Below are 14,007 nucleotides of genomic sequence, written 5' to 3' on the forward strand. Positions count from 1 at the left end.
TCAGATGTGTATAATATACATCTGTGGTCGCGGCGGAAATCGCCCACCTTCTTGACGTCCGGCGCAACCTGACCCAGCAGCCACATCGTCTCCACATTACGCCGGCATTCCCGCTCAAGCCGCCGGGATGAGCGCACCTCGTTAAAATAGCCGTAGATGTAGAGCTTCAGCAGATCACGCCGATCGTAGGGCGGACGACCTGTCGAGGCCTCAACCGCKCGCCTGAAGCCGAGCTGCGCAACATCAAGCCCATCGACAAAGGCATCGATCACGCGCACCGCGGCATCTGCGGCAACGTAATCCTCGATCCGCGCTGGCAATAGCGACCTCTGACCCCGATCAGTCCCTGAAACAAATCCCATGAAAATGGCCGCATCGTTTCCAATGCGGCCACTTTAATTGATTTGGCGGACTTCTCACACAGGCTGGTGAGGCGGGCCTTTCCTAGAGTATCTTTGCCAGGAAGTTCTTCGTGCGATCCATCTGGGGATTGGAGAACAGCTCCTGAGGCGCGCCCTCTTCGAGGATCTGGCCGTGATCCATGAAGATCACCCGATGACCGACCTCGCGGGCAAACCCCATTTCATGGGTTACGACGACCATCGTCATGCCTTCGCGCGCCAGGCCGTTCATGACCTGAAGCACTTCACCCACCATTTCCGGATCGAGTGCAGAGGTGGGCTCGTCAAAGAGCATCACATCGGGTCCCATCGCCAGCGCGCGTGCGATGGCCACGCGTTGCTGCTGACCGCCTGAAAGCTCGTCGGGATAGTTGGCCTCCTTTCCACGCAGGCCGACTTTTGCCAGCAATTCATGTGCCACGCGGTCGGCCTCCTCGGGCGCGACTTTCTTGACCTTGCGTGGTCCGATCGTGATGTTTTCCAGGATCGTCAGATGCTTGAACAGATTGAATTGCTGAAACACCATGCCGACATGCTGGCGCAGCTTGTGGATATTGGTTTTGGGGTCGGTCAGCATCATTCCGGCGACTTCGATGTCGCCGCTGGTTGGCGTCTCCAACCCATTTAGGCAGCGCAGGAATGTGCTCTTGCCACTTCCGGATGGCCCGATGACGACGACGACCTCATTATTCTCCACATGCGTGGTAATGCCTTTCAGGATCTCATGCTGCCCGAAGGACTTGTGAAGGTCTTTAACGCTTATCAACTTGAAGCCTCCTCTCGATGTAGGATGAGAACTTCGACAGGGAGAAGATCATGACGAAATAAAGCGCCGCGACGAAGCCCCATATCGTGAAGGATGCGAAGGTTTCGGAGATAACGATCTCGCCCTTATAGACTAGCTCCGCAATGCCGACTGGCGCCAGAAGGGAGGTGTCTTTGATCGTCTGGGCGGCCTGGTTGACCAGGGGCGGGATCATGCGCTTGAAGGCCTGCGGCAGGACGATGTAGCGCATCGTCTGAAAGCCGTTCATGGCAATGCTTGCTGCCGCCTCTTTCTGTCCGCGGTCGACACCCAGGATGCCGGCGCGGACAATCTCGGTGACATAAGCGCCTTCATTCAGGCTGAGGGTGAAGGCCGCGGCAAGAATTGGATAGGTCAGCTGTCCGAACCAGGCATTGACGGGCAGGATCGCCGGCAATCCCAATACGATGAAGAAGAGTTGGACCAGCAATGGTGTCGACCGGAAGATCTCCACATAGGCTGTGGCGATCCATCGGAGCGGCGCAACCTTGGAAAGCCGCATGAGCGCCGCGATCAGCCCTATGATAACCATGAGGATGATTGCGACAATCGCATATTCGATCGTCAGCAGCAGACCGCTGAGGATGACAGGTAGATTTTGCCAGATGGCGTCCATGAACCGTGCCTTGTTTTTGTATTTATCAACGACAGGTCAGACGCGCGGCACGCATTAAGTGCCGCGCGGCTTGCGGATCAATCATAGGACTTTCGAGAGTAGAGGTATCTTTGGCCGGCATCCTGCCAGCTGATTTTATTCCGAAAGCGCCACTTTGTCTGGCTTAACGACATCATTGACCTCGCCGCTCGTATCGCCGCCGAAATACTTCACGAAGAGCTGATGATATTCACCGCTCTTGCGGATTTTGGCGAGCCCATCATTGATCTTGTCGACGAGTTCCGGCTTCGACTTGCTGAGGGCGATGCCGTAATATTCGCCTGTCAGCAGCGGTCCGACAGTCTCGACATTGTCGTGTTTGGATTTGAAATCGACATTGACGGGGTTATCGAAGATGACGGCATCCGCGCCGCCGGTTGCAAGCGCTTGATAGGCCGCGTCGATATTCTGGAACTGCTTGATGTAATCGGATGAAAAGCCGTGGCCGGTCAGATAGTCGACTGAAGAGGTTGCCTTCTTGGTTGCGACGACGTGGCCCTTGAGGTCGTCAAAGCTCTTGATGTCCGATCCTTTTTTCACCAGGACCGAAAGGCCGGATTTGTAGTAGGCATCGCTGAAATTGGCATTCTTCAGTCGACTGGTCTTGATTGTGATGCCTGCGACTGCCGCGTCGATCGAGCCGGCCTGCAGGCTTGGAACGAGCCCGTTGAACGGTAGCGTTTTCAGGGAGACGGTTAAGTTCTCGGCTTTGGCGATTGCATTGATCATGTCAATATCAAATCCGGTGACGACACCATCCTTCTCCGTTTCGAAGGGTGGAAAAGTTGTATCGGCACCGACCACGATGCTTGTAGCCGCATCCTGAGCGATGGCAACGGACGTTCCACCAAATATTGCGGCAAGAGCGGAAGCCACTGTAGCGACCAAAACGATAGACGATTTGCTTTTCAAGGGGGCTCTCCTTTTGGTGGGAGATCATGCCCTTGCGCCTGCGCGCCAATTCAGAAGGCGCGTAAAATTAGACTGCAAGCCTCTCCCTGGGAAATATTCAACGACATTGTTTGCGGGGTCAAGAGCAAGCAGAAACAATTTATTAGCGTGGGCGAATGTGATCATCTCGCTCAAGGCGCAGCCGTAAAGCAGTCACGCTGGCGCTGCTCTGCCGATCCTCACGCGGTATCATTTTGCAATGGTGACGGTAAGGTTATCGGCTGGTAGAGCCCGATGCGATAGCCGTCCGGATCGGCAAGGACGGCTCCAAGGCCGTAGGGTGCAGGTGAAACAGGATCGAGCAGATGTCCGCCTTGTCGCCCCAGCTCTTCGATGACGGCATGCATCTGCTTGCCGGATAAAGTGAAAGTCGGAAATGGATGACGGCCCGGGCAAGGTTCACCGAGCATGAAGCTCATGCTGAAGTCAGCCGACAGGCGGGTGAAGATGAAATTCTGGTTCACCGCCTGATGCCGTTCGAACGTAAGGCCGAACAGAGCGTGATAGAATGCCTCCGTCCGGTCGAGATCGAGGACATGGAAAATGAGGCAGGTTTCGGCGGGGCGCAGCGACATGAAGGATTGCTCCTTGGCGAATTGAGGCTAGATGACGTCAGCTATCATCAGAAGGTTCCCGTCGAGATCCTTGAATGTGAAGAAGACGTCGTCGCGGATTGCGGAGAGCGCAAGAACCGGCAGCGCTCGGCAATGATCATGCGCGCCTTTCAGATTTGCGGTCTTGAAATAGAAGATCGGCTTGGCATCCTGCGGGCCGACAAACGCCTTGCTGTCCAGCACGAGATTCGTTTCGCCGACCATGGGCACGCGCCAGAGATGGCCATGGGCGATCTCGCCGATGGGGGCGATCTCGAGCAGGCGGGCATACCATGCTCGTGCCGAGATAATTTCGCGGACAGGAATGAAGACTGCACCAATAGAGCGCGTGATCAATTTCGACTCCACCGAACCAGGTTTTCTGTCCACTATCGCCTGCAAATTGCAGAAGGATTACGCGTGACTGGCGATGATGAAACAGCGTAGCGACGGAGGCAATCGACGCTTCTGCTTCGGTTAGAGCAAGGCGAGCGGTGCGGCGCCGGCTCCTGCGGGTCGACCAGGTGGAAACACCCGTGCTAGGCTGATGATGGTTGCATTATGTGTCGTCATTGCTACGGCATCGAACTGGGAGAGTGGACGTGCGCAGCTTTTTGAACCGTAAGGAAGATCTCGTTTCTGAAGCGATCGATGGGTTGATTGCGGCAAGTGGCGGGCGGCTGGTGCGGTTCTCACCGGACAGCAGCGCAAGGGTGGTCCTGCGGGCAGACTGGCATAAATCGGATGTTGCCATTGTTTCCGGCGGCGGCTCCGGTCATGAACCTTCCCATGCCGGATTGGTGGCGGATGGCCTGTTGACGGCTGCGGTTTGCGGCGAAGTCTTTGCCTCTCCGAGCGTGGATGCCGTCCTCGCAGGTATCGTTGCGGTAACCGGAGATGCCGGCTGCCTGCTCGTCGTCAAGAATTACACCGGTGACTGGCTGAATTTCGGTCTTGCTGCCGAAAAAGCCAAGGCGCTTGGGCTCAAGGTGCAGATGATCATCGTTGCGGATGATCTGGCGACATCTCAGTCGCGGCAGCCACGCGGCATTGCCGGCACCCTGTTCGTTCACAAGATTGCCGGACATCTGGCACGGGCCGGCGCTGGCCTGGAGGAGATTGTCGCCATTGTCGAGCAGGCAAATCGCGGGATCGTCACGATCGGTGCGGCGCGCGATACCTGCGCCGTACCGGGCAGTCCGAAGGTCGAGCGGATAGGAGTAGACGAGGTCGAGATCGGGTTGGGGATCCACGGCGAGCCTGGCGTGGAGATCGCGGCACCCAAAAGCTCAAGCGTGTTGATCGACGATCTGGTATTGCGCCTTACGCCGCGGCTGAAGCCTGGTGTCGACTATGCGGTAATTTTCAACAATCTCGGCGGCCTTTCCAATCTAGAATGCCTGGTGCTTTTCTCGGACCTGATGAAATCGACGCTGCGCCCGAAGCTTCGCTATGTCGCAGGGCCGGCTCCCGTCATGACGGCGCTCGAAATGCCCGGCTTTTCGATCTCGCTGCTCGAATTGACGAGTGAGCGCGAGACGTTCCTGACATCGCCGACGGCTTCCCCCTATTTTCCAAGGTTTGAAAGGCTTCACAAAGTCGAGCCGGTTGCCGCACCAAAAGTCGACGCAGGGGAAGTTTTTGTGGCGTCCGCCGATGCCCCTGTGCGCGCCGTTGTCGAGACGATCATTGAAACCTGCCTTGCCATGGAGGCGGATATCAACGCGCTTGACGCCAAGGTTGGCGATGGGGATACCGGCAATACCTTTGCCGGAGCCGCAAGAGCGGTAAAGGCTGCAATCGACAGGCTCCCCTTTGCCGACGGAGCCGCATTGTTCTCTGCCCTCAGCGACCTCAAGCGCAAGGCCATGGGCGGCTCGAGTGGCGTCCTGTTCGCCATCATGATGGCGCGCAGCGCAGATGCCTATCGGCAATCGAAGGACTGGGTCGCGGCTCTTTCAGAAGGCTTGCAGGCAATGCAGCAATATGGTGGGGCCAAGCCGGGAGATCGCACGATGGTTGACGCGCTTTCGCCGGCCCTTGCTGCCCTCGCAAAGGGAGAGGGCTCGGCGTCGGCCGCCAGCGCCGCGCGGCGCGGAGCGGATGCCACCGCAGCCATGACACAAGCCAATGCCGGTCGCTCATCCTATCTTGAGGCACGGTCCCTTGAGGGAATTGCCGATCCGGGTGCTGAGGCGATCGCGCGCATCTTCGAGGCGCTTGCCGCCTCTGCAGGGGATTTGGATCGATAATCTCTTGCTCGTTGCCGCCGGTGTGGACAAAGCATGGCTTCGACGAAGCTCTCCCTTGCTTCTATGCCGATAATCAAAGGGCGGTCGCGCTCTACGAGGCGGAAAAAACGGACAAAAATCGGACCATCTTTCTTGCATCGCAGTACGGGGCAATTGGAGTGCCACCATTAATTCGTGATCGGTGCCAAGTGCGACCACTTCTCATTCAAAGAATGTCGTGATGTTCAGCGGGTGATCACGCCTGAACTCGTCGTGAAGTTGCGCCGGCTCCGGCCCTCATGTCGCGTCGAGATATGGCTTCAGTGGCATGTCGTCATGTCTTGGCACCGTCTGCCGCTCGATCATGTGGTGGATAGCAGGCGGTTCGCTGCCACGATGCAGCGCTTCGAGGCGCTCCGAAACGTCGACATCGGCGTGCGTCTGACGCTGGCTGTGCCGGACATAGTCGATCCAGGTCGGCAGATGATAGCTTTCGGTCCAGGTGTTGGGCTTTTCCAGATCGCGCAGCAACGACCATTGCTTTGCGCCATCCCGGATCCGCATCCTGCGGCGCTGGGCCATGACGGCAAGGAATTCAGGCACGTCGTCCTGGTCGATGCTGTAGTCCACCATGACAAGGATCGGGCCGCTCCTTGAGCGGAGATCCAGTTGCAATTGCGGTTCGCTGAAGGTGTTTGTCGGGTCGAGATTAAGCGACTCGAAATCCGGCTGACGCAGGGCAAGGCCGAGCAGGCCGCCGATGGCCAGGGTAACACTTGCGATGACAAGCGCGCCGGTGACGCCATGGCTATCGGCGATCTCGCCCCAGAGCCAGCTTCCCATTGCCATGCCGCCGAAAGTGGCAGTCTGGTAGAGCGAGAGCGCGCGGCCGACCACCCAACGCGGCGTCGACAGCTGAACCGTGACGTTGAATAGGGAGAAGGCCTGTACCCAGGCGACGCCGGCCGGCATAAGAAGAAGACAGCTCAACCATACCTGATGGCTAAGAGCGAGGAGGAAGCAGCTGACCGCCAGCGTGAAGAACGCGCAGCGGATCACCCATTCGTTGCTCAATAGGTCGCGAATGCGGCCGATCAGGAGCGCGCCGCAGATGGCGCCGAAGCCGAAGAAGCCGAGCATGATGCCGTAGGTGATGGCCGTTCCGTGCACATGATCGCGCGCGACCAGAGGCAGCAGCGCCAGGATCACGATGGCCGTCAAACCAAAGACGAAGCTGCGGCACATAACCTTGAGAAGATTGGGCGACATCAGGACATAGCGGAACCCGGCAGACATCGCACTGCCGAAGGGCTCGCGCGGCAGCGCATTGCGCGCGGGTGTCTTCTTCCAGCGCCAGAGCGTTATGATAAGAGCGAAATAACAGAAGACGTTGAAGAGAAACGCGAAGGCGGCACCTGCGGCCGCGACGATGACGCCGCCGATGGCCGGTCCGATGCTGCGCATGAGATTATAGCTCATACTGTTGAGCGCGACAGCGCCCGGCAGATGGTCGCGTGGCACGACATCGCCCATCGAAGCCTGCCAAGAGGGATTGTGGAGGGCGCCGCCGCAGCCGATCAGAAAGGTGAAACAGAGCAACAGCCAGGGCGTCAGGGCATTGGTATAGGACAGTACGGCCAGCGTTGCCGACACGCTGAGCATCAGCATCTGTGCGATCAGCATAATCCGCCGGCGATCGTAGTTATCGGCAAGGGCCCCTGCGGCAAGCGAAAAGATCATCACAGGCAGGGTCGTGGAGGATTGGACCAGTGCGACCATGCCATGGGAGGTGGCGAGACTGGTCATGAGCCACGCCGCGCCGACACCTTCGACCAGCCCGCCAAGATTGGAGATGAGCGTTGCAGACCAGAGTGAGCGGAAGGTCTTGGACTGAAACGCGACGAGCGGCGAAGTTCTTTTGGGCATGTCGACTTTTCTTCACAGGATTGTCTTGCTCGGCGGGCGCAGCAAAGTCGCTCAAGGGCAAGCGCAGCCGAGTCGACACGAAGCGTATAGTGATTTGCTAAATTCCGAAACGATTTTGGAATAATATTCTCGGCGAAGATGGCGAAATCATGCGACGCCGAGCAGCATCCGGCATGTTTCAGTCATGGGTGAGGGCGGATCCTGCCCTGTCAAAGCCGTCAGCGCCCTGAAGCCGGACGTGCCTCATGGCTCTCCTATACCTCTTCTGCGTGATGGAAATGCTTGATGGGCTATTCATGAGCGGCGGCGAACGGCGCTGGAAGCGTCCTGGCGACAGGAATATCACCGACCGCGAGTTCGTAATTTGTTCAAGGAATGTGCTCGTCGCCCTGTCGGGCGATCTAGACCTACCAGCTGTTCTCTCCTCGCCCGATATGTTGTGATCGGCGGGAGAGGGGGCAGCCTGAAGTAGCTCGCATGTCGCCACGACCTTGGAGGTCGACAGCCTATTGCAAAAGGATTGCGCGGAAATCGTTGACGTTCGTGCCGGTCGGGCCGCTTACGAAAAGGTCACCAAGCGCGTCAAAGGCCGACCAACTGTCGTTGCGATCAAGAAAGTCGACGGCGTCTTTTCCTTGAGCTGCAAGTCGCGAGACGGTGGTGCCGTCGGCAAAGGCGCCGGCATTGTCTTCCGAACCGTCGATACCGTCGGTGTCGGCTGCAAGTGCCGAAACTCCCTCCTGGCCGGATATGGCGCAAGCCAGAGACAGCAGGAACTCGCTGTTGCGGCCGCCCTTGCCCTTGCCCTTGATTGTCACCGTAGTCTCGCCGCCCGACAGGATGAGGACAGGGCTTTGCGGCGCTAGGCCTCGCTTTGAGATTTTGGCCACGATCGCTGCATGTTGGCGGCCGACTTCGGATGCTTCGCCTTCGATGGCGTCCGAAAGGATGATGGGTTCGACGCCGGCATTGCGTGCGACACCGGCGGCAGCCTCAAGAGCGATGGCGGCCGAAGCGACCAGCTTGACCTCGTTTCGCACAAAGCGGGGATCTGATGGTAAAGGTGGTTCGCCAATGCCATTTGCGATATGGCGTGTGACGGCTTCCGGCAAGTCGAGCCGGTAGCGGTCTATGATCTCGAGTGCTTCGGCACGCGTGGCTGTATCGGCAATGGTGGGGCCGGAGGCGACCAGCGCCGGATTGTCGCCCGGAATATCGGAAACGACGAGAGAGACTACGCGGGCGGGATAGGCAAGAGCGGCCAGACGGCCGCCCTTGATACGCGAGACCTGCTTGCGCATGGCGTTCATGGCGCTGATCGGCGCACCGGAGGCAAGCAGCGCGCGGTTGACGGCGACCTCGTCGGCAAGCGTGAGATCGCCGGCCGGAGCCGGCAGCAATGCCGAGCCGCCGCCGCAGATGAGGGCGACGACCAGATCGTCTTCGGTGAGGCCGCTCACCGCCGCCATCAGCCGCTCCGCTGCGAGCAGACCGCTTTCGTCCGGCACAGGATGCGCTGCTTCAAGAACCTCGATACGCTCGCATCGGACGGCATAACCGTAGCGCGTTACGACGACACCGGAAAGTGGCGCATCCCAAAGGCGCTCGAAGGCGCGCGCCATTTGCGCCGCCCCTTTACCCGCGCCGACGACCACCGTACGACCCTTCGGCTTTTCCGGCAGATGGGCGACAAGCGCCTTGTCCGGATCGGCAGCAGCCACTGCTGCATAAAACAACTTTTCCAGAAAGGCGCGAGGATCGGAAATGGGCGGCATCGAGCTTCTCACATTCCAGAGCGTTTTCGCCTTTCCGGCGAAGCGCGAAAACGCTCTATTTCAGTTTGGGTACGCATTCAGGTCGGAAAACCGCTCAGCAATTTTCCTGATGGTGCTTTAGGCGACGGGATGGTTCGCCATGCGCTCCAGCGCCTTGACCAGGCCGGAGTGGTCGAGCCCGCTATCGCCATTGGCGGCGCATTGGTTGAAGAGCTCCTGTGTCAAGGCAGTGTTGGGTAGTGAGACGCCAAGCGCCTTTGCACCCTGCAGCGCGAGGTTCAGGTCCTTCTGATGCAACGAGATGCGGAAGCCGGGCTCAAAGGTGCGCTTGATCATGCGCTCGCCATGCACTTCGAGGATGCGCGACGAAGCAAAGCCACCCATCAGCGCGGCGCGCACACGCGCCGGATCGGCTCCGGCCTTGGAAGCGAAGACGAGAGCCTCGGATACCGCCTCGATCGTCAGTGCGACGATGATCTGGTTGGCGACCTTGGTGACCTGGCCGTCGCCGCAATCGCCGACGAGCGTAATGTTCTTGCCCATCAGTTGAAGGAGCGGCAGCGCCCGTTCGAAGCTTGCCTCGGAGCCACCGGCCATGATCGAGAGCGAGGCATTTTTTGCGCCGACCTCTCCACCGGAAACAGGCGCGTCGATATATTCGGCACCGGTTTCGCGAACCTTCCTGGCGAATTCCTTGGTCTCGATCGGTGAGATTGAGCTCATGTCGATGACGAGCTTGCCTTTCGATAGACCATAGGCGACACCGTTTTCGCCGAAGAGGACATCCTTGACCTCGGGCGTATCCGGCAGCATCAAGATGATGGTGTCGACGGTTTCGGCGAGCGCTTTTGGTGTCTCGACGATCTGCAGGCCGTGGTCGAGTAATTCCTGACGCGGCGCAATCGCGAACTTGGAGGTGATGACGGTGTGGCCGGCATCCTGCAGGTGACGAGCCATGGGCGTTCCCATGATGCCGAGGCCGATAAATCCGATATGTGCCATGGTTCTTAGCTCCTGATAGTGAGAATAGCGGCGCTTTCGGCCTGGCGGCCGGCGGTCGCAAACCAGCCGAGCCCTGCCTCGGTCGTGGTGCGTGGCTTGTATTCGCAGCCGATCCAGCCGTCATAGCCGAGCGCATCGAGTGCGTTGAAGACGAAGGGATAGGCGATCTCGCCGGTACCCGGTTCGTTGCGACCGGGATTGTCGGCAAGCTGCACATGGGCGATCTGGGCCTGATGCTTCTTGAACGTGCCGATCAGCTCACCCTCGGTGCGCTGCTGATGATAGAGGTCATATTGAATGAACAGGTTGTCGCTGCCGACCTCCGCTATGATCGAAGCGGCCTGATCGGGCGTGTTCAGATAAAAACCCGGAATGTCGAAGTGGTTGATCGGCTCGATCAACAGGCGAATTCCGTGCTTGCCCAATTCGGCTGCGGCATAGCTGAGGTTGGCGACGAAGGTCGTGCGCAAGATCTCGTTGGACATGCCAGACGGAGCGATGCCTGAGAGGCAGTTGACCTGGCTGCAGCCAAGCGCCGTTGCATAGTCGATCGCAGAGGCGACACCGCGGCGGAACTCGTCGATACGATCGGGGAAGATTGCAATCCCGCGCTCGCCGCCAGCCCAATTGCCGGCCGGCAGGTTGTGCAGCACCTGGGTAAGGCCATGACGATCGAGCTCGGCGCGAAGCGCGTCCCTCTCGAAATCATAGGGGAAGAGATACTCGACGCCCTCGAAACCGGCCTTGGCTGCGAGTGCGAAGCGCTCGAGGAAGGGGGCCTCGTTGAAAAGCATGGTCAGATTGGCCGCAAATTTCGGCATGGGATGTCTCCTTTAGTCCAGCAAGGCAAGGGTCGCGGTCGGGGCGTCCTCGCCCCGCTCGGCAAGTTCCTCGAACTCGACGACGGCATTGATGTCGGCGCCCATGGCGATGTTGGTGACACGCTCCAGAATGAACTCGATGACGACAGGAACCTGATGTTCGGCCATGAGCTTTTTGGCTGTCGTGAATGCCTCCTGGAATTCGTTCGGGCTGCGCACGCGGATGGCCTTGCAACCGAGACCCTCGGCAACCGCGACATGGTCGACCCCGTAACCCGGCTCTGCGCCGTCCGTGGCGTTGATATTGTCGAAGGCGAGGCTGACCTCGAAATCCATGTTGAAGCCGCGCTGGGCCTGGCGAATGAGGCCGAGGTAGGAATTGTTCACGACGACATGCAGATAGGGCAACTTATGCTGGGCACCAACGGCCAATTCCTCGATGAGGAACTGGAAGTCGTAATCGCCGGACAGAGCGACGATCGGACGGTCCGGATCTGCAGCACGCACGCCGAGCGCTGCCGGCAGCGTCCAGCCGAGCGGGCCGGCCTGGCCGCAATTGATCCAGTTGCGCGGCTTGTAGACATGCAGGAACTGCGCGCCAGCGATCTGGCTGAGCCCGATGGTCGAGACATAGCAGGTGTCGCGATCAAAAGCCTTGTTCATCTCCTCGTAGACGCGCTGCGGCTTCAGCGGTGTCTGGTCGAAATGCGTCTTGCGCAGCATTGTGCGCTTGCGGTCGCGGCACTCCTCAGCCCAGGCCGACCAGTCGCGCAGCTTGCCGGCGGTCTTCCATTCGGTGGCGACGTCGAGGAAGAGCTTCAGCGCAGCGCCGGCATCCGAGACGATACCGAAATCTGGCGCGAACACACGGCCGATCTGGGTCGGCTCGATGTCGACATGCACGAAGGTCCGGCCCTCGGTATAGGTCGAGACATTTCCTGTATGACGGTTTGCCCAGCGATTGCCGATGCCAAGCACGAAGTCCGAGGCGAGCAGCGTGGCATTGCCGTAGCGATGCGATGTCTGCAGCCCGCACATGCCGACCATCAGCGGATGATCGTCGGGGATTGTGCCCCAGCCCATCAATGTCGGGATGACCGGAACACCGGTGATCTCGGCGAACTCGACCAGGAGATCGGAAGCGTCGGCATTGATGATGCCACCGCCGGCAACGATCAAGGGCCGCTCGGCTGCATTGAGCATGGCAAGTGCCTTTTCAGCCTGCGCCCGCGTCGCCGACGGCTTGTAGGGTTCAAGCGGGGCATAGGTGTCGATGTCGAACTCGATTTCAGCGAGCTGGACGTCAACCGGCAGATCGATCAGGACAGGTCCTGGACGGCCGGAGCGCATCGTATGAAGTGCCTTCTGGAAGACAAAGGGAACGAGTGCCGGCTCCATGACGGTTACGGCCCATTTGGTGACCGGTGCTGCGATCTTGGCGATGTCGACGGCCTGAAAATCCTCCTTATCGAGGCGCGCGCGCGGCGCCTGACCCGTAATGCAAAGAATCGGAATTGAATCGGCCGAAGCCGAATAAAGGCCGGTGATCATGTCGGTACCGGCCGGGCCGGATGTTCCGATGCAGACACCGATATTGCCGGCGCGCGCGCGGGTATAACCCTCGGCCATGTGGCTTGCGCCTTCAACATGACGGGCAAGCACATGGCGGATCGAGCCGCGGGCTTTCATCGCCGAATAGAAGGGGTTGATCGCAGCGCCGGGAACGCCGAAGGCGCAATGGATGCCCTCCTTCTCCAGAACCAACACTGCAGCATCGACTGCTCGCATCTTTGCCATGGGAATTCCTCCGTTTCTGTATCGAAGGTAGCGCATATGCCAGCAAGCGCAATCATAAAATGGAAATCAATCCCATTATATGGAAATAAACATTTTCAACAAATCTGGAACAATCGAGACTAAGCGGATATGTCATGAAACCGAAGCAGACTGCGCCAAAAGGCGCAGCGCGGGTTCGATCGGGAATGGAAATCGTGGTGGAAAATCGGGAAAAGACCAGGGGCCGGCCGGGTCGAAAACCAGCCGAGAATGCGGCGGCTTCGTCCGTCCAGGTGCTGGATCGCAGTTTGAAGCTTCTGGAGCTTGTGGCTGAGGCAGACGGCGCTGTTTTGACCGACCTTGCCGATCAATCAGCCATGGCGCCGTCTACGGTGCATCGACTGCTGACATCTCTCGCCCAGCACGGCATGGTGGCGCATGATAGCGAAACCGGCGCGTGGACCATCGGGGTCAAGGCCTTCGAGATTGGAACGGCTTACTTGCGCTTCCGCAAGCTCAGCACGATCAGCAGGCCGTTCCTGAAGCAACTGATGGAGGAAACCGGTGAGACGGCCAATATCGCCATCGAGGAGGATGGCGACGTCGTTTTCATCTCTCAGGCGGAAAGCCATGCGCCGATGCGCGCCTTTTTCCGGCCCGGCCGGCGCGGGCCAATCCATGCCTCCGGTATTGGCAAGGCGATCATTTCGACCTGGCCGGACAGCCGGATCGAGGCTGCACTTGGCGAACGCACGCTCCAGCATTTCACGGAGAAAACCCGCGATACGCTCCCTGCTCTGCTAAAGGACCTCACCGAGATCCGCTCGCGCGGCTGGTCGATCGATGACGAGGAACACACGCTCGGCATGCGCTGTGTGGCGGCGCCGATCTTCGACGAATATGGCGACGCCGTTGCAGGAATCTCCGTTTCAGGGCCGGCTGTGCGCTTGCCGGACGAGAAGGTCCATGCGCTCGGTCCGATCGTGCGGGCTGCGGCCGAAGGGTTGACGAAGGCCATGGGTGGACGTTCGAAACGCGCCTGAATGCCTTCACCGTCGCCTCCGATGACGG

13 protein-coding genes are annotated in these 14,007 nt (G+C 59.2%); 2 read left to right on the top strand and 11 right to left on the bottom strand.

The window, feature by feature from the left end; all coding sequences use genetic code 11:
• The 6 genes from QD461_RS15960 to QD461_RS15985 form a co-directional block, all read right to left on the bottom strand.
• Nucleotides 1–320: transposase (locus tag QD461_RS15960; protein ID WP_414088595.1), on the bottom strand; the 320-nt coding region annotated here is incomplete at its 3' end.
• Nucleotides 321–444: 124 nt separating this feature from the next.
• Entirely contained in the window at nucleotides 445–1,167 is a 723-nt protein-coding gene (locus tag QD461_RS15965; protein ID WP_184705941.1) for an amino acid ABC transporter ATP-binding protein, read from the bottom strand.
• The gene (locus QD461_RS15970; protein WP_414088596.1) at nucleotides 1,154–1,822 is read right to left on the bottom strand and encodes an amino acid ABC transporter permease; all 669 of its coding nucleotides are present in this window, start codon (nucleotides 1,820–1,822) and stop codon (nucleotides 1,154–1,156) included. Before QD461_RS15970 ends, QD461_RS15965 begins: the two co-directional genes overlap by 14 nt.
• A gap of 135 nt (nucleotides 1,823–1,957) precedes the next feature.
• Entirely contained in the window at nucleotides 1,958–2,773 is an 816-nt protein-coding gene (locus tag QD461_RS15975) for a transporter substrate-binding domain-containing protein (protein ID WP_184705945.1), read from the bottom strand.
• Between the two features lie 218 nt (nucleotides 2,774–2,991).
• Nucleotides 2,992–3,387 (bottom strand): VOC family protein, encoded by a 396-nt coding sequence (locus tag QD461_RS15980; protein WP_414088597.1) that lies wholly within the window; start codon nucleotides 3,385–3,387, stop codon nucleotides 2,992–2,994.
• Between the two features lie 27 nt (nucleotides 3,388–3,414).
• A complete protein-coding gene (locus QD461_RS15985) occupies nucleotides 3,415–3,762 on the bottom strand; it encodes a VOC family protein (protein ID WP_414088598.1) in 348 nt (115 codons plus the stop codon).
• A 245-nt stretch (nucleotides 3,763–4,007) separates the two neighbouring features.
• On the opposite strand from QD461_RS15985, the gene QD461_RS15990 reads away from it, so the two are divergent.
• The gene (locus QD461_RS15990; RefSeq protein ID WP_414088599.1) at nucleotides 4,008–5,657 is read left to right on the top strand and encodes a dihydroxyacetone kinase subunit DhaK; all 1,650 of its coding nucleotides are present in this window, start codon (nucleotides 4,008–4,010) and stop codon (nucleotides 5,655–5,657) included.
• A 276-nt stretch (nucleotides 5,658–5,933) separates the two neighbouring features.
• Here QD461_RS15990 and QD461_RS15995 read toward each other — a convergent pair whose 3' ends face one another.
• The 5 genes from QD461_RS15995 to gcl form a co-directional block, all read right to left on the bottom strand.
• A complete protein-coding gene (locus QD461_RS15995; RefSeq protein ID WP_414088600.1) occupies nucleotides 5,934–7,562 on the bottom strand; it encodes an MFS transporter in 1,629 nt (542 codons plus the stop codon).
• A gap of 506 nt (nucleotides 7,563–8,068) precedes the next feature.
• Nucleotides 8,069–9,337, bottom strand: coding sequence for a glycerate kinase type-2 family protein (locus QD461_RS16000; protein WP_414088601.1), 1,269 nt, complete (start codon nucleotides 9,335–9,337; stop codon nucleotides 8,069–8,071).
• Nucleotides 9,338–9,454: 117 nt separating this feature from the next.
• Nucleotides 9,455–10,339, bottom strand: a complete 885-nt coding sequence (glxR, locus tag QD461_RS16005) for a 2-hydroxy-3-oxopropionate reductase (RefSeq protein ID WP_414088602.1) — start codon at nucleotides 10,337–10,339, stop codon at nucleotides 9,455–9,457.
• A 5-nt stretch (nucleotides 10,340–10,344) separates the two neighbouring features.
• Nucleotides 10,345–11,160, bottom strand: a complete 816-nt coding sequence (hyi, locus tag QD461_RS16010; protein WP_414088603.1) for a hydroxypyruvate isomerase — start codon at nucleotides 11,158–11,160, stop codon at nucleotides 10,345–10,347.
• A gap of 12 nt (nucleotides 11,161–11,172) precedes the next feature.
• Complete coding sequence (gene gcl / locus QD461_RS16015) at nucleotides 11,173–12,957, bottom strand: glyoxylate carboligase (protein WP_414088604.1); 1,785 nt, start codon at nucleotides 12,955–12,957, stop codon at nucleotides 11,173–11,175.
• A 185-nt stretch (nucleotides 12,958–13,142) separates the two neighbouring features.
• Between gcl and bhcR the strand changes: the two genes are divergently transcribed.
• Nucleotides 13,143–13,979: an HTH-type transcriptional regulator BhcR gene (gene bhcR, locus QD461_RS16020; protein WP_414088729.1), complete on the top strand. Its 837-nt coding sequence runs from the start codon at nucleotides 13,143–13,145 to the stop codon at nucleotides 13,977–13,979.
• The last annotated feature ends 28 nt before the right edge of the window (nucleotides 13,980–14,007 follow it).

This window comes from Rhizobium sp. BR 314 (genome assembly GCF_047445805.1).
Lineage (GTDB): Bacteria > Pseudomonadota > Alphaproteobacteria > Rhizobiales > Rhizobiaceae > Rhizobium > Rhizobium lusitanum_B.